The 14,942-nt window shown below is 68.8% G+C and carries 19 protein-coding genes; 12 read left to right on the top strand and 7 right to left on the bottom strand.

Features of this window, described 5'->3' with window-relative positions; genetic code table 11:
* Positions 1 to 6 precede the first annotated feature (6 nt).
* The 4 genes from hpaD (at position 7) to BOSE46_RS08565 (ending at position 3,407) form a co-directional block, all read left to right on the top strand.
* Positions 7 to 1,080 (top strand): 3,4-dihydroxyphenylacetate 2,3-dioxygenase, encoded by a 1,074-nt coding sequence (hpaD, locus tag BOSE46_RS08550; protein WP_159539839.1) that lies wholly within the window; start codon positions 7 to 9, stop codon positions 1,078 to 1,080.
* 110 nt (positions 1,081 to 1,190) lie between these two features.
* Positions 1,191 to 1,721: a hypothetical protein gene (locus BOSE46_RS08555; RefSeq protein WP_159539840.1), complete on the top strand. Its 531-nt coding sequence runs from the start codon at positions 1,191 to 1,193 to the stop codon at positions 1,719 to 1,721.
* Positions 1,722 to 1,898: 177 nt separating this feature from the next.
* Entirely contained in the window at positions 1,899 to 2,723 is an 825-nt protein-coding gene (locus tag BOSE46_RS08560) for an NAD-dependent epimerase/dehydratase family protein (RefSeq protein WP_159539841.1), read from the top strand.
* Positions 2,724 to 2,834: 111 nt separating this feature from the next.
* Complete coding sequence (locus BOSE46_RS08565) at positions 2,835 to 3,407, top strand: TIGR03086 family metal-binding protein (RefSeq protein WP_159539842.1); 573 nt, start codon at positions 2,835 to 2,837, stop codon at positions 3,405 to 3,407.
* A 19-nt stretch (positions 3,408 to 3,426) separates the two neighbouring features.
* On the opposite strand, the gene BOSE46_RS08570 is transcribed toward BOSE46_RS08565, so the two are convergent.
* The gene (locus BOSE46_RS08570) at positions 3,427 to 3,918 is read right to left on the bottom strand and encodes a MarR family winged helix-turn-helix transcriptional regulator (protein ID WP_159539843.1); all 492 of its coding nucleotides are present in this window, start codon (positions 3,916 to 3,918) and stop codon (positions 3,427 to 3,429) included.
* 90 nt (positions 3,919 to 4,008) lie between these two features.
* On the opposite strand from BOSE46_RS08570, the gene BOSE46_RS08575 reads away from it, so the two are divergent.
* Together BOSE46_RS08575 and BOSE46_RS08580 are read left to right on the top strand one after the other, a co-directional pair.
* Positions 4,009 to 4,584, top strand: a complete 576-nt coding sequence (locus BOSE46_RS08575; RefSeq protein WP_159539844.1) for an NADPH-dependent F420 reductase — start codon at positions 4,009 to 4,011, stop codon at positions 4,582 to 4,584.
* An 88-nt stretch (positions 4,585 to 4,672) separates the two neighbouring features.
* Positions 4,673 to 4,990 carry a hypothetical protein gene (locus BOSE46_RS08580; protein WP_159539845.1) on the top strand — a complete coding sequence of 106 codons (318 nt, stop codon included), beginning with the start codon at positions 4,673 to 4,675 and terminating at the stop codon, positions 4,988 to 4,990.
* Here the strand turns inward: BOSE46_RS08580 and BOSE46_RS08585 are convergent.
* The gene (locus BOSE46_RS08585) at positions 4,900 to 5,724 is read right to left on the bottom strand and encodes an SCO6745 family protein (RefSeq protein WP_159539846.1); all 825 of its coding nucleotides are present in this window, start codon (positions 5,722 to 5,724) and stop codon (positions 4,900 to 4,902) included. The two genes, BOSE46_RS08580 and BOSE46_RS08585, sit on opposite strands and share 91 nt — an antisense overlap.
* 117 nt (positions 5,725 to 5,841) lie before the next feature.
* On the opposite strand from BOSE46_RS08585, the gene BOSE46_RS08590 reads away from it, so the two are divergent.
* Positions 5,842 to 7,191 carry an NAD(P)/FAD-dependent oxidoreductase gene (locus BOSE46_RS08590; RefSeq protein ID WP_159539847.1) on the top strand — a complete coding sequence of 450 codons (1,350 nt, stop codon included), beginning with the start codon at positions 5,842 to 5,844 and terminating at the stop codon, positions 7,189 to 7,191.
* Positions 7,192 to 7,203: 12 nt separating this feature from the next.
* Here the strand turns inward: BOSE46_RS08590 and BOSE46_RS08595 are convergent, their stop codons facing one another.
* The gene (locus BOSE46_RS08595) at positions 7,204 to 7,665 is read right to left on the bottom strand and encodes a PPOX class F420-dependent oxidoreductase (RefSeq protein ID WP_159539848.1); all 462 of its coding nucleotides are present in this window, start codon (positions 7,663 to 7,665) and stop codon (positions 7,204 to 7,206) included.
* Positions 7,666 to 7,753: 88 nt separating this feature from the next.
* Between BOSE46_RS08595 and BOSE46_RS08600 the strand changes: the two genes are divergently transcribed.
* Complete coding sequence (locus BOSE46_RS08600; protein ID WP_159539849.1) at positions 7,754 to 8,296, top strand: DUF1697 domain-containing protein; 543 nt, start codon at positions 7,754 to 7,756, stop codon at positions 8,294 to 8,296.
* Positions 8,297 to 8,299: 3 nt separating this feature from the next.
* On the opposite strand, the gene BOSE46_RS08605 is transcribed toward BOSE46_RS08600, so the two are convergent.
* Positions 8,300 to 8,656, bottom strand: a complete 357-nt coding sequence (locus BOSE46_RS08605) for a cupin domain-containing protein (protein WP_159539850.1) — start codon at positions 8,654 to 8,656, stop codon at positions 8,300 to 8,302.
* A 104-nt stretch (positions 8,657 to 8,760) separates the two neighbouring features.
* Positions 8,761 to 9,777 (bottom strand): aldose epimerase family protein, encoded by a 1,017-nt coding sequence (locus tag BOSE46_RS08610; protein WP_159539851.1) that lies wholly within the window; start codon positions 9,775 to 9,777, stop codon positions 8,761 to 8,763.
* A gap of 131 nt (positions 9,778 to 9,908) precedes the next feature.
* Between BOSE46_RS08610 and BOSE46_RS08615 the strand changes: the two genes are divergently transcribed.
* Positions 9,909 to 10,319 (top strand): nuclear transport factor 2 family protein, encoded by a 411-nt coding sequence (locus tag BOSE46_RS08615; protein WP_159539852.1) that lies wholly within the window; start codon positions 9,909 to 9,911, stop codon positions 10,317 to 10,319.
* Positions 10,320 to 10,326: 7 nt separating this feature from the next.
* On the opposite strand, the gene BOSE46_RS08620 is transcribed toward BOSE46_RS08615, so the two are convergent.
* Both BOSE46_RS08620 and BOSE46_RS08625 read right to left on the bottom strand, forming a co-directional pair.
* Positions 10,327 to 10,896: a TetR/AcrR family transcriptional regulator gene (locus tag BOSE46_RS08620; RefSeq protein ID WP_159539853.1), complete on the bottom strand. Its 570-nt coding sequence runs from the start codon at positions 10,894 to 10,896 to the stop codon at positions 10,327 to 10,329.
* 63 nt (positions 10,897 to 10,959) lie between these two features.
* Complete coding sequence (locus tag BOSE46_RS08625; protein WP_159539854.1) at positions 10,960 to 11,409, bottom strand: Lrp/AsnC family transcriptional regulator; 450 nt, start codon at positions 11,407 to 11,409, stop codon at positions 10,960 to 10,962.
* A gap of 163 nt (positions 11,410 to 11,572) precedes the next feature.
* On the opposite strand from BOSE46_RS08625, the gene pdhA reads away from it, so the two are divergent.
* Genes pdhA through BOSE46_RS08640 form a run of 3 tightly spaced genes read left to right on the top strand, consistent with a single transcriptional unit; the run spans position 11,573 to position 14,933 of the window.
* The gene (pdhA, locus tag BOSE46_RS08630) at positions 11,573 to 12,658 is read left to right on the top strand and encodes a pyruvate dehydrogenase (acetyl-transferring) E1 component subunit alpha (RefSeq protein WP_236551669.1); all 1,086 of its coding nucleotides are present in this window, start codon (positions 11,573 to 11,575) and stop codon (positions 12,656 to 12,658) included.
* Complete coding sequence (locus tag BOSE46_RS08635; RefSeq protein ID WP_159539856.1) at positions 12,658 to 13,647, top strand: alpha-ketoacid dehydrogenase subunit beta; 990 nt, start codon at positions 12,658 to 12,660, stop codon at positions 13,645 to 13,647. Before pdhA ends, BOSE46_RS08635 begins: the two co-directional genes overlap by 1 nt.
* Positions 13,644 to 14,933 (top strand): dihydrolipoamide acetyltransferase family protein, encoded by a 1,290-nt coding sequence (locus tag BOSE46_RS08640; RefSeq protein ID WP_159539857.1) that lies wholly within the window; start codon positions 13,644 to 13,646, stop codon positions 14,931 to 14,933. The genes BOSE46_RS08635 and BOSE46_RS08640 overlap by 4 nt, the downstream gene beginning before the upstream one ends.
* The last annotated feature ends 9 nt before the right edge of the window (positions 14,934 to 14,942 follow it).

Below are 14,942 nucleotides of genomic sequence, written 5' to 3' on the forward strand. Positions count from 1 at the left end.
ATCCCCATGACGATGAGCCTTCCGACCCCCTCGATCGCACCTCCCGACGTCATCCGTTGCGCGTATGCGGAGCTGGTCGTCACCGACCTTGCGGCATCGCGTGCGTTCTACGTGGACGTCCTCGGCCTCGTGGTGACCCACGAGGACGCCGACACCATCTGGCTGCGCGCGTTCGAGGAGTACCTGCACCACTCCCTTGTGCTGCGACGCGGCGACGTCGCAGCGCTGGGCGTCATCGCTTACCGGGTTCGCTCGGCAGCGGACGTCGACGTTGCCGAGGAGTACTACCGACAGCTGGGAGTCCCGCTGGAGCGGCGACCAGCTGGGACAACTCGGGGCATCGGTGACGCGGTGCGGATCGTCGACCCGTTGGGATTTCCGGTCGAGTTCTTCTACGACGCTGAACACGTCGAGCGCTTCACGCGGCGCTATGACGTCCACGGCGCTGGTGCAATCTCTCGCCTCGACCACTTCAATGTCGCAACTCCTGACGTCCCGTTTGCCCGTTCGTACTACGAGCAGCTCGGTTTCCGGGTCTCCGAAGACATCCAGGACGAGGACGAGACGGTCTACGCGGCGTGGATGTTTCGCAAGTCGACGGTCCACGACGTGGCATTGACCGGGGGCGACGGTCCTCGCCTCCATCACATCGCCTTCGCTACCCACGAGCGCAGTCAGATCCTGCACCTCTGCGATCATCTGGGTGCGTTGCGTGAGAGCGACAAGATCGAGCGCGGCCCCGGTCGCCACGGGGTGTCCAACGCGTTCTATCTCTACCTTCGCGATCCAGACGGGCACCGGGTCGAGATCTATACGCACGACTACTACACGGGTGACCCCGACAATCCCGTGGTCACGTGGGACGTCCACGACAACCAGCGCCGGGACTGGTGGGGAACGCCGGTGGTGCCGAGCTGGTACACCGACGCCTCGCTCGTCCTCGATCTTGACGGTGTGCCGCAGCCTGTCGTCGCCCGATCGGACGATCGCGAGTCCGACGTCACGATCGGTGCTGACGGCTTTTCCTACACGCGGAAGGGTGACACGGACACGGGGTTCAAGCTTGGGGCACAGGTGTGAAATCGAGGCGGCGCCCGGACATCGGTTGCAGTGCGCGCCGACCGGGAGCGCATCTTCGCGGGCCCGGATCGGCTCTGCTCATGCCCCGTCGCGGGCGACACCGTTAATTCATGCTCGCTCTCGAGGCACTGACGCTCGGCACCTCCGCGGCGTCCGCGTCCTGCTGCCTCGCGTCACGAGGGTCGGCCAGTTTTCGGGCCCGGCTCCTGGCTATTGCCATGGTTGGGACGATGGCTGGCATTGCGATGAGCGACGCCGTTCGTGTCCATTGTCTCGGAGCGGGAGTTCTTGGGATCTTGGCTTTCGTGCTGCTCTACCACGGACCCACCGACGTTGAAGCGGAACTGGAATGGCACCGCGGCATCGGAGCGGTCCTCATGGCTGCGGCGATCATCGTGCACATCGGTCACCCCGATCGTCCCGCGGAGATGGCGAGTATGGGAATGGTCCACGGCACACGAACGAGCGGCGGGCCGTCCGTCGAGCTGCTGCTCCAACTGACAACGATGAGCTACTTGGTATGGACAGCAGCCGCGGTCTACCGAATGGCTGATCCTCATCCGTCGACAGCCCTGCTGCGCTGGGAACAAGTCGCCATGGCGGCGAGCCTGGCGGTCATGACGTTCGGCATGACGCCCTGACGTCCAGACCGCAACACAGCGAGATCCACCCGGTTGACGCAATCAATGCCTCCCTCGACGTCGCGCAAACTGCATGCCCCGTGTGCCACCGCGCTAATCCCGCCTCTGGAGAAGCGACGGGGCGCAATGCCGCGACAGGTCCGCCGCGAAGTCTGTGCCAAGCCGTAGCCTCGTCACGTGACTCCGGACGTCCTGCTGGTCGGCTGCGGCAAGCTCGGTGCTGACGTGGGCGAGCGGCTCGCCGCGCGGGGCCACGCCGTGCTCGCGCTGCGGCGCCGGGCCGACCTGGTCCCACAACCGTTGCAGGGGCTGTCGGTGGATCTCACCCGCACCCGCCCGGAGCTTCCTCCACTCGACCTGGCGTACCTGGTCGTGGCGTTGACAGCCAGGCCACGTACCGCGGAGGCCTACCGCGCCACGTACGTGGAGGGCATGACGCGCGCACTCGACGCGTTGGAAGCTTCCGGCCAGGTCCCACGACGTGCGGTGCTCGTGTCGTCGACGGGAGTCTTCGGTGACCTGGACCCGGCGTTCGTGGCGGATGAGTCGACTCGTCCCAGCCCTGCCGATGGACCGGCGCGGATGCTGCTCGAGGCCGAACAGGTCTTCACCGAACGAGTGTCGGGCGGCACGGTTCTGCGTCTGTCAGGACTCTACGGTCGCGGCAGCACGCGCCTCATCGACCAGGTTCGTGAGGGGAGGGTGACCGACCCGAACCGCTGGACCAACCGCGTCCACCGCGACGACGCAGCGGCCGCCGTGGTCCACCTGCTCACTCGGGAGGAGCACCCGGAGCGTCTCTACGTCGGGACCGACGACGAGCCCGCCCTCCTCGGCGACGTCGCTGCTTACCTGGCTGCGCAGCTGGGCGCGCCGGCCCCTCCCGCTGCCGATGCGGAGCTGGGGCACGGCAAGCGGTTCAGCAACGCGCGATTGCGCGCCAGCGGCTGGACGCCGACCTTCCCGACGTACCGCGAGGGCTATGCCGGGCTGTTGACGTAGTTGCGTCGATTGACAGCGAGTTGACAGCCTGACTGCTAAGTTCCGGACCAAGCAGTTCGTGCCAACCCCGCGAAGGCCCGGTGGGCACCTGAATCCGAAGGGGAACCTCTCGTGACTTTCGACGTACTCACCACCGCGCTTGACGCCCTGCGAGGTGTCGCCGACGGCGCCACCGATCGGCTCGGCGAACCGACGCCTTGCAGCGACTGGACCGTCGGGCAGGTGCTGATGCATGCCGCCGGCGATCAGCACGCGTGGGCAGCGACCGTAGGGTCGGCGAGCATGCCGACCTACAACCCGTTCGACCCGCCGCAGGACGCCGACGGTGGCGTCGCGGAGGCGGTCCGGTCGGCGACGGACGCCGCGGCGCAGACCTGGTCCGCTGTCGACGCTGGCGCAGACACGCTGCCGACACCGCTCCCGCCGGTGCCGACCCTGACGCCGGACCTGGCGGCCGGCGCCGCCGCCCTCGATGCCGCCGTCCACGCGTGGGACGTCGCGGTTGCCACCGGACAGCCCTCACCCCTCACCGACTCGTTGGCCGCACGGCTCCGTCCTGCCGCCGAGGCGACGGTCGAGTCGCTGCGCGGGTTCGCGTACGCGCAGCCGTTGCCGGCGGTCGATGGAGACGGGGATGCTGCCTCGTTGCTCCGCTATCTGGGTCGCGATCCAGCCTGGTCGTGACGCAGCGGCACGGGCGCCGTCAGGACTTCGGGGGCTCGAAGAGTGCGGACATGCGGCCCTCGGGGTCGAGTCCGGGCAGCAGCGCATCGGCGATCCCGGTCAGCTGACGTATCTGCTCCCGCGTGAGGGGGTCGAACACGTAGCGCCGCACCGCCTCGACATGGCCGTGTGATGCGGCTGCCACGACGTCCCAGCCTTCGTCGGTGAGCTTGGCATTGGTCGCCCGTGCGTCCTCTGGGCAGGGCGTACGCCTCACCAGCCCGCGATCCTCCAGCCGGCGCACGACGTGCGACAGCCGAGGCAAGGTGGCATTCGTGCGCTGTGCCAGCGACGTCATCCGCAGCGTCCGGTCAGGGGCTTCCGACAGCATCGCGAGGGTGAAGTACTCGAAGTGCGTCAGCTTGGCGTCTGCTCGGAGCTGAGTGTCCAGCGCGCCCGGAAGCAGCTCCACCACGGCGATGAACCGGAGCCACGCAGCGCGCTCGGCCTCGTCCAGCCATTGAGTGCTCATGCCCTCAGGATAGCGCAATAGTTGACGTAACAACTAAATGCTGTAGAGTAATAGTTGAAGGAACAACCAATTCAACCTTAGGAGCTCGACATGACGAACCTCTCGATCATCGGAACCGGCAACATGGGCCAGGCCATCGCGGCGATCGCCGACAAGGGCGGTCACTCGGTCCAGCTGCTCGGTTCAGGCGACACCGCGACCCAGGTCACGGGTGATGTCGTGGTCCTCGCCGTGCCCTACGGTGCGGTCGACGACGTCATCGCACAACGCGGCGAGCAGCTCGCCGACCGGATCGTCGTCGACATCACCAACCCGCTCAACTTCGAGACGTTCGACTCACTCGTGGTGACTTCTGACAGCTCGGCGACCGCCGAGATCGCTGCTGCGCTGCCCCAGTCGCGGGTGCTCAAGGCGTTCAACACCACCTTCGCGGCGACCCTGGGAGCCGGCGTGGTCGGCCCGTTGCCCACCACGGTGCTGATCGCAGGCGACGACACTGACGCCAAGTCGACCCTCTCGGACATCGTGACGGCCGGCGGGCTCAAGGCGATCGACGCCGGAGCCCTGAATCGGGCGCGCGAGCTCGAGGCGCTCGGCTTCCTGCAGCTCACCCTCGCCGCGACCGAGAAGGTCTCCTGGTCGGGCGGATTCGGCGTCGCAGCCTGACCCCTGGGCCCCACTCCGCCGATGAGCGGTAGTGGGGCCGACCGATGCAGCAACCAAGCGCCTGTACAAGGAAATGGAGCGTAGACCGATGACTCCGAAGCTGACGGTGGCGCAACACCGCCGCCGGTTCAGGATGACGACCGGCGTCGTCCTGGTGATCGGCGTGCTGGGAGTGGCGACGATCGCCCTGGCCCGCAACGAGACGATCGACCTCCACCCGTGGGGCATCTACGTCGCCCTCGCGGCGGCGGTCTTCTCGGCCCTGGCCGGTCTCGCATTCGCCTTCACCATGGCGGCCATCGAGAGTCGAGGCGACTACTCCGAGCCGGCTGCTTCGAGCACTGCGGAGACCGGCTCGAGGATGGCCACGAGCTCGGCGAGCTCGTTCGGCGTCAAGGTGTCGTAGGCCGGCGCGGCGAGCTCGTCGGTGAGCGCCTCGATGCGCTCCTTGGCCTGCCGGCCGGCGTCGGTGAGCCACCCTGTGTCGTCGACGAGGCCGCGGGCTCGCATGTCGGCGATGACGGCAGCGAGCTGGGCGGCCGGCAGGTGATGGACCCGGCCGAACTTCTCGGCCGGCGTTCCCGTCGAGAGCGCGTGCAGGACGTGGCACTCGGACCCGCCGATGCCGGCGGTCACCAGTGCTGCGATGTGGCCGTCCCCACGATGCTCGCGAAGCAGGGTGGCCGCGTGCCAGAGCCTGGCGACGGGTTCCTCGGGTATCGGAAGCGTCCGGAGCGCCGCGTACATGACCCGCCCCGCGGTGGGCGCGCTCGTCGCTGCCCTCGTCGCGAGGTCTGCTGCGCGAGCGATTCTCGTTGCGCCCAGAAGGTTGCCGGCGACCCGCCGTTGGAGAGCGGCGACACTGCTCTGCTGACGTGCGGAGAGCGCAGCCTCCGGGGTGGCGATGTCCCAGACATGGGGGATGTGGCGGGCGACCTCGCCATCGGCGAAGTTGTAGAAGGCCGCGTGGACCACCTCGGCCGGGACCCGACCGAGCGCTGCGGCTCTCCCGGCGAAGTACGCATCCCAGATGTTGCGGAGCCCGAGAGACGTCTCGACGTCGGACAGCGCCTGGTTCCCGAAGCTGACCGCGGCGATCGGCTCGATGAGCCCGAACATCCGCCGACCGGTGGATTCCATCGTCTCCTCCTTGCGGGACAGCCGGTTGCTGCCCTTTCTACCTGTTCCACGAACGGGAACGGTCGCATACGACAGGCCGTTCGGACATCCCGGAAGTCCGACGTGTAGGACTGGACCATGACCAATGAAGATGTCGACGTCCTGATCGTCGGGGCCGGCGCGACCGGACTGTCCGCCGCGTACGCCCTGCAGCGCGCGGGCAGGTCGGTGCTGGTGCTGGAGTCTCGTGAGCGCGTCGGTGGCCGGCTGTGGACCGACGAGGTCGACGGCGTCGACCTCGAGATCGGCGGTCAGTGGGTCTCGCCGGACCAGGACGCGCTGCTGGCGATGCTCGACGAGCTGGGCCTGGAGACGTTCGAGCGCCACCGCGAGGGCGAGTCGATCTACGTGGGTCTCGACGGCGAGCGGCGTACGTTCACCGGCGAGGTGCTCCCGGTCGCGGCGGCGGTGGAGTCGGAGATGACCCGGCTCACGGAGCTGCTCGACGAGCTCTCGGCACAGATGGACCCGGCCCGGCCCTGGGACATGCCGGGCGCCCGCGAGCTCGACCAGGTCACGTTCCTCGGCTGGCTCGAGCAGAACTGCGACGAGCCGGAGGCGCGCGACAACATCGCGATGTTCATCGCGCAGGCGATGCTGACCAAGCCCGCGCACACGTTCTCGGCGCTGCAGGCGGTGCACATGGCAGCGAGCGCCGGCAGCTTCAGCAACCTGGTCGACTCGGAGTTCATTCTCGACAAACGCGTCATCGGCGGCCTGCAGCAGGTGCCGCTCCGGCTGGCCGAGCGACTTGGCGCCGCGGTCCGCACGGGTCGGGACGTCGAGAAGGTCGTCTGGACCGACGTGGGTGTCACCGTCTCGTCCGGGGACCTCACCGTCACCGCCCGCGACCTCGTGCTGGCGATCCCGCCGACCGCGGTCACCCGTGTCCGGTTCGAGCCGCCGCTGCCGTCGATCCAGCGCGAGACCCGCCAGCACCAGTCGTTCGGCCAGGTCATCAAGGTGCACGCGACCTACGAGACGCCGTTCTGGCGCGACGCCGGCCTGTCCGGCACGGCGTTCAGTCCGTACGAGATCGTGCACGAGGCGTACGACAACACGAACCACGACGAGTCGCGAGGGACGCTCGTGGGCTTCGTCTCCGACCTGCAGGCCGATGCCGTGCTCGCGCTGTCCTCCGATGAGCGCCGGGAGGCGATCCTGTCATCGCTGTCGACGTACTTCGGGCCGCAGGTGACCCGGCCCCTGACGTACTTCGAGAGCGACTGGACCTCCGAGGAGCTCGGCAGCGGTGCGTACGGCTCGAGCTTCGACATCGGTGGCCTGACCCGGTTCGGCCCGCGGCTCCGCGAGCCGGTCGGCCCGATCCAGATCGGCAGCTCGGATGTTGCCGGGCTCGGGTTCCAGCACGTCGACGGCGCCCTGCGGGTCGGCGCAGAGCTGGCGCTGGCGATCAGCGGTCGGTGACCGCCGCTGGGATCAGGCCAGGCGTGCGGGGAATCCTCCCGTTGCGACCGGGCCCCAGCGCGTCGGCGTGACGCGCAGCAGGCACTTGCCCTGGTCGACCATCGCCTGCCGGTACTCGTCCCAGTCGGGGTGCTCGCCGGAGATGTTGCGGAAGTACTCGACGAAGGCGTCGAGGGCCTCAGGCACGTCGAGCACCTCGCACGTCCCGTCGACCTGCACCCACGGGTCGTTGAAGTCGTCCGACAGCACGACGACGCTCACGTCGGGCCTCTTGCGAGCGTTCTTGGCCTTGGCCCGCTCGGGATAGGTGGAGATGACGATGCGCCCGGAGTCGTCGACGCCGCCGGTGACGGGCGAGGCCTGGGGCGAGCCATCGGCGCGCTGGGTGATGACGATCATCCGGTGGCGCGGTCGGACGAACTCGATGAGCTCCGACTCGGTCACCGAGGTGGTCGTGGCGATCTGGCGGGCCATGGGGCTTCCTTCCGGTGTCAGGCGACTCTTCCGATCGTACGGACCGGGGCGCGGCGCAACTGTCCGGACCACGCGCGATGCTGGTGACATGACCACGTACGTCGTCCTGTTCCGCGGCATCAATGTCGGCGGCCGCAACAACGTCCCGATGTCCGCGCTGCGGGAGCACCTGGGCGCCGACTTCGCCCGTGTCCGCACCTACATCCAGTCCGGCAACGTGCTGCTCGACTCCGAGCTGTCTGCCGAGGCGGTGGCGGCGCACATCGACGCGAGTCTGCCGTCGGCGTTCGCCCTCGACTCCGACCTCGTCAGGGTGCTGGTGCTCGACGCCGACGCCTATCGCGAGGTCGTGGCCGCGGCACCTGCCGGATTCGGCGACGAGCCCGACCGCTACCGCCACGACGTCGTGTTCTACATGGGCGTCACGGCCGACGAGGTCCGCCCCTACATCGTCGTCAACCCCGAGGTCGACGAGGCGTTGGTGGGGGAGCGCGCGGTCTATCACCGGCGCATCGCGGCCCTTGCGACGCGCAGCAGGCTCAACAAGATCATCGGCTCGCCGGTCTACTCGTCCCTCACGATCCGCAACTGGAACACGACGCTCAAGCCGGCGGCGATGCTCGACGAGTGAGGGTCAGGCGGGCGTTGCGTACGCCGCGACGCCGGTGTCGACCAGCACGCAGGGCTCGTCGCCGACGGTCCAGGCGTCGTGACCGGGCTCGATCAGGACGACGTCGCCGGGGCTCACGGTGATCTCGTCCCCGTCGTCGGACCGGACGGTCATCTGGCCGGACAGGCAGAAGCCGGTGTGCCGGGTCTGGCACGACTCCGTGCCCGCAATCGGCTTGACGTCCTCGGACCAACGCCATCCGGGTTCGAACACGCCCCGTCCGAGCGTGAAGTCACCCAGGGTGACGACGTCCATGTGCCCGTGATCCTTGAAGGGGCGGGTCTCGTGCGGTGTCTCGATGTTGAGTGTGGAAGTGGACATGCGATCTCCTGATGTCCGGAGCCTGACGGCCCGGTTTCCCCGACGGTCATCCCTTGTCGATCATGCGCCTGGTTCGTGGCGATGTGAAGGGCTGGACCGCGTCGTCAGACCACCGAGAACTCGTACCGCACCACGTTGACGTACGTCTCGCCCGGCCGAAGGACCCGCTGCGGGAAGTGCGAGTGGTTGATCGAGTCGGGGAACGTCTGCATCTCCGCAGTGACGCCGGCGAAGGGGGTGTACGTCTCGAGGTCGCCCTTGGCACTCGCGCCCTCGAGGTAGCCGCCGGCGTACACCTGGATCCCGGGCTGGTCCGTGACCAGCGTGAGGCGCCGGCCGCTCGCCGGATCGGTCAGCGTCGCGACCTGGCGCATGCCGACGCCGTCGAGCACCCAGTTGTGGTCGTAGCCGGCGTTGTCGACGGCGTCGATGTTCGTGCCGATCGGCGTCTCGGTGCTGAAGTCGAACGGGGTCCCGTCGACGGCGAGGACCTCACCAGTCGGCAGCAGCTCGGCATCGACCGGCGTGTAGAACCCGCCGTCGACCTGCAGCAGCTGGTCGAGGACCGTGCCGGAGTCGTGCCCGGCGAGGTTGAAGTAGGCGTGGTTGACGAGATTGACGATCGTCGCGCGATCCGTCTCGGCCTCGATGCGGATCTCGAGTGCGGTGCCGTCGAGGGTGTAGGTGACCCGGGCGTCGAGGTTTCCGGGGTAGCCCTCGTCCCCGTCAGGCGATCGCAGGGAGAACGTGACGCTGTCAGCGTCAGCGTCCAGGGCCGTCGACCACACGTACGTGTCGAAGCCCCGAGGACCGCCGTGCACGTGGTTGCGACCCTCGTTGGGCGTCACCTCGTACGCGGTGCCGTCGATCGTGAACCGGCCCTCGCGGAGCCGGTTGGCGTACCGGCCAGCGGTGACGCCGAAGTAGTACGGGTCGCCGGGCAGCTCGTCGTACGACTTCCGGCCCAGCACGACATCGGCGAGGACGCCGTCACGGTCCGGCGCGTGCAGCTCGAGGATGCGCGCGCCGAGGTCCGTCAGGACGACGCGGCAGGCATCGTTCGCGATCGTGACGACGGTGATGTCCTGGTCACCTGCGGTGGCCGTGAAGCTTTCGAGCATCCTGAGACTTTCTGGGTACGAGTCGGGAGCCCCACCTTCTGGTGTGGCCACGGAGCTCCTCCTCACCGCGCCCAGCACTCTAGCCGAGCGCCGCGTGTGCGAACCGATCGGCATGGGGGAGCATGGCCCGTATGGAAGCGCAGCTCGAGGCAGCAGTCGAGACGTACCTGTCGGCGTTGCGGGAGGCCGACGTCGAGCGGATCCTTTCGCTGTTCACCGCCTATGCGGTCGTGCACTCGCCGCTCTACGGGGTCATGGCGCCGGCCGACTTCTACCCGACGCTCTTCGCCGACACGAGCGCGGCGAACCTGGAGCTGCGATCGGTGATGCACGGACGCGACACGAGCGGCGTCAGGACGATGAGCTTCTGGTTCCACTTCGACTGGCGCCTCCCGTCGGGGGCGGCAGCGCCGTTCGACGTGATCGACGCGGTGACGCTCGACGAGGACGGCCGGTTCACGTCGCTGCACATCATCTACGACACCGTCGACGTGCGGCCCGCGTTCGAGGCCGAGACCGGCCGGGCCTCCTGGCGTCACTAACGTCGCGTCAGGACAGGACGCGGCTGCTGAGGCCGTCGAGGACGATCTCGAGGATGCGGTCGTGCCACTCGTGCCGGGCGGAGCTCGAGAGGTCGCCGTTGGTGCGGGAGAGGGCGAAGGTTCCGACAGTCCCCTTGACCGACGTCGTCAGCGCGAGGTTGCCGGCGACCTGGACCGCGACCGTCGCGTCCTCGATCGTGAATCCCTGCTCGTGCAGCGACGCGATGTAGGGCGTGACCTTCTCGATGATGCCCGGCGACCACTTCGGCGGCGAGAGCGCGACGACGTCGTAGCCGGGATAGCGCTCGCAGATGGTCCACACGGAGCGCGTGATCTCGGTGAGCAGCTCGCGCCAGGGCATGTCGGCGTCGGGCCAGTCGACGGAGAGCGCGGCCTTCTCGATGGCGCTGACGAGCAGGTCGTCGCGATCCTCGACGTACCGATAGAGCCCGGAGTGCGCGACGCCGAGCCGGGCCGCCACCGACGGCATGCTGAAGGTGGCGATGCCGTCCGCGAGCACGGCGTCGACGATGAGGTCCAGGCTGAGGGAGCGTGGCCGGCCTGGCGATCGGTCCATGGGTTCGATCGTACTTTCTCCACTTCTCACAGTCGGGGGTGGTGGAGTTGTGAGGACGGCGTGTCACATTCTCTCGGGCGACGACTCCTCGAACACCAGCAGCGTGCGGGTGCCGAGAATCCCCGGGATGCTCTGGATCTCGTCGAGGACGAGTCGCCTGAGTCCGGCGTTGTCGCGGGCGCGCACCAGCATCACGACGTCGAACTCGCCGCCGACCAGCGCGATGTGCTCGACGCCCTCGAGCGCGCGCAGCTTGGCGTGGATGCTGCGCCAGTCGGGCTGCCGGACGTTCATCGTGAGATAGGCCGAGGTGCCGAGGCCGCGGCCGACGGGGTCGACGAGTGCGGTGTAGCCCTTGATGACGCGCGACTCGGTGAGTCGCTCGACGCGGGCGTACGCGTTGGCCCGCGAGATGTGGACCTCCTCGGCGAGCTGGCGCATCGACAACCGGCCGTCGCGCTCGAGGGCGCTGAGGATCTGGGTGTCGATGTCGTCGATCGGCGTTCCGGCCATCTGTCTCTCCTGACTGGTGTGACGTGGGTCATGCTGGACATACGGCATCGATATGGCCCCAGTGACGAGACATCTTCTCGACAATCTTGCAGCACTTGAACCCGGATGGCCAGCAGGCGCACTGTTCTGTGAACAGACGTCGTCCTCGAAAGGGAGTGGCCCGGTGCCGAGCAACGACCTCCTGCCCTCGGAGCAACCCGTCCAGCTGCTCGACCAGACGGGCAGCCGGGTCGTGGGCGCGGCCGGTGACTTCCCGTCCGACGACGCCATGCTCCGGGCGCACGAGGCGCTGGTGGTGGGCCGACGGATCAACGAGCAGGCGTACGCGCTGGTGCGCCAGGGTCGCCTCGCGGTCTACCCGTCGTCGTACGGCCAGGAGGCGTGCGAGGTAGCTGCCGCCCTGGTGATGGGTGACCGGGACTGGCTCTTCCCGACGTACCGCGACGTCGTGTCGATCATCGGCCGTGGCGTCGACCCGGTCGAGACCCTGACCCTGCTCAAGGGTGACTGGCACTGCGGCTACGACCCGGTCGAGCACCGCGTCGCGCCCCAGACGACCCCGCTGGCGACGCAGCTGATCCACGCCGTCGGTGTCGCGCACGCCGCGACCCTGCGAGGTGAGGACACCGTCGTGATGGCGATGTGCGGCGACGGCGCCACGAGCGAGGGCGACTTCCACGAAGCGCTCAACTTCGCCGCGGTGTTCAAGGCGCCTGTCGTGTTCTTCGTGCAGAACAACGAGTACGCGATCTCGGTGCCGCTGGCCCGGCAGAGCGTCGCACCGTCGCTGGCGCACAAGGGCATCGGCTACGGCATGCCGGGGGAGCGGGTCGACGGCAACGACATCGCGGCCCTGCTGTCGGTGCTGGGCGCCGCAGTCGACTCCGCGCGCAGCGGCGGCGGGCCGCAGCTCGTCGAGGCCCACACCTACCGGATGCAGGCCCACACCAACGCCGACGACGCGACCCGCTACCGCCAGGACGACGAGGTCGAGAAGTGGCAGGACCGCGACCCCCTGCTGCGCAGCGAGGCCTACCTGCGCAGCCGTGACCTGCTGACGGACGAACGTACGTCAGAGATCGCGGCCGCTGCCGAGGCGGTCGCCACCGCGATGCGCGACGGGCTCATGGTGGACGTCGAGCCGGATCACGCTGACCTCTTCACCCACGTCTATGCGGCGCCGACGCCGCAGCTGCGCGAGCAGCAGGCGTTCCTGGCGGACGAGCTGAGCCGGGAGGAGGCCCGCTGATGGCCGAGCACGAGAAGATCACGATGGCGCAGGCGTTCAACCAGGCCCTGCGCGACGCGATGGCCGCCGACGAGTCCGTGCTGATGTTCGGCGAGGACGTCGGCGCACTCGGGGGAGTCTTCCGGGTCACGGACGGGCTGACGGCCGAGTTCGGCGACGCGCGCTGCTTCGACACCCCGCTCGCGGAGTCCGGGATCGTGGGCATGGCCGTGGGCCTGGCCATGAACGGGATGCGGCCCGTCGTGGAGATGCAGTTCGACGCGTTCGCCTATCCCGCGTTCGAGCAGATCGTCAGTCACGTCGCCAAGATGCGCAACCGCACCCGTGGCGCCCTGACCATGCCGATCACGATCCGCGTCCCGTACGCCGGAGGCATCGGCGGCGTCGAGCACCACTGCGACTCGTCCGAGGCCTATTACGTCCACACGCCCGGCCTGACGGTCGTCGCGCCGGCCACTGTCGCGGACGCGTACACGCTGATGCGGGAGGCCATTGCGTCGCCGGATCCCGTCGTCGTGCTGGAGCCCAAGAAGCTCTACTGGAGCAAGGACGAGGTCGACCTCGACGAGGCACAGCCCGGCATCGGCCGCGCGGTCGTACGCCGTGAAGGCACCGACGCGACCCTCATCGCGTACGGCACGTCGGTCCCGATCGCGCTCGAGGCGGCCGATGCCGCTGCCGCGGAGGGTCGCAGCCTGCAGGTCGTCGACGTCCGGTCGCTCGTGCCGTTCGACGACGAGACGGTGTGCGCCGCCGTACGGTCGACGGGTCGCGCCGTCGTGGTCGCCGAGGCGCCCGGGTTCGCGAGCGTCTCGTCGGAGATCGTCGCCCGGGTCACCGAGCGCTGCTTCCACCACCTGGCCGCACCGGTCCGCCGGGTCACCGGGTTCGACATCCCCTACCCGCCGCCCAAGCTCGAGCACCTCCACCTGCCCAGCGTTGACCGCATCCTCGACGCCGTCGACACGCTCCAGTGGGACGACGTATGACCCTGCAGACGTTCACGCTGCCTGACCTCGGTGAAGGGCTGACCGAGGCCGAGGTCGTGCGCTGGCTCGTCGCGGTCGGCGACGAGGTCGTGGTCGACCAGCCCGTGGTCGAGGTCGAGACCGCCAAGTCGATCGTCGAGGTCCCCTCGCCGTATGCCGGACGGGTCAGCGAGCTGCACGGTGCGGAGGGTGGCATGGTCGCGGTCGGCAGCCCGCTCATCTCGGTCGAGGCCGGACTGACGGTGGCACCCGAGCCTGCGCAGGTCGCGGCCGCGCAGTACCGCGAGGAGGAGAAGGCCGGTTCGGGCAACGTCCTGATCGGCTACGGAACGCCTGAAGGCTCCGGCAGTGGTCGGCGCAGACGCCCCCGGGCCCCGCATTCGGCAACAGGGGAGCCGAATGCGGCGGTCCAGGGGCGCGTCCCGAGGGTGACGTCGCCGTTGGTGCGCCGGCTGGCGCGGGAGGCCGGCGTGTCGATCCTCGGCATCACCGGCACCGGCGTCGACGGGCTCATCACCCGGCGCGACGTGCAGGCCGCGATCGACGCGACCGCTGTGCGGGGCGAGCCGGCGGCGACGAACCGTACGGGGCTCGAGGTGGCGCAACGTGTGCCGATGAGCGGGTTCCGCAAGGCAGTCTCGGCTGCCCTGTCGCGCAGCCGCAGCGAGATCCCCGAGGCGACGGTGTGGGTCGACGTCGACTTCACCGAGCTGTTCGCGCTGCGCGAGCGGGCGAAGGCCGCGGGCAAGCCGGTCCCGGGGCTCCTGGCCTACCTGGCTCGTTTCACGGTCGCTGCACTGCGGGCCCACCCGGAGCTCAACGGGGAGGTCGACACCGTTGCCGGTGAGCTGATCCAGTACGCCGGCATCAACCTCGGGCTCGCGGTGCAGACCGAGCGCGGCCTGCTCGCGCCTGCGGTGCTCGACGCGCACCGGCTCACCACTTCGGAGCTCGACACCGAGATCCGCAGGGTCACGGAGGCGACGCGCGAGGGACGCGCGACGCAGGCAGAGCTCACCGCCGGCACGTTCACGCTCAACAACTACGGGGCGTTCAACGTCGACGGCAGTGCCGCGATCATCAATCACCCGCAGGTCGCGATCCTCGGCTTCGGCCGGGTCATCGACCGTGCGTGGGTGGTCGACGGCGAGCTGGCGGTGCGCAAGATCGCGCAGATGTCGTTCGTGTTCGATCACCGGGTGTGCGACGGCGGGACGGCGGCGGCCTTCATGCGGATCGTCGCCGACGCGATCGAATCACCGGCGTCCGCCATCGCCAACCTCTGACGTCGGCCC

The sequence above is a fragment of the Aeromicrobium sp. 9AM genome, from assembly GCF_902506105.1.
In the GTDB taxonomy this organism is placed as follows: domain Bacteria; phylum Actinomycetota; class Actinomycetes; order Propionibacteriales; family Nocardioidaceae; genus Aeromicrobium.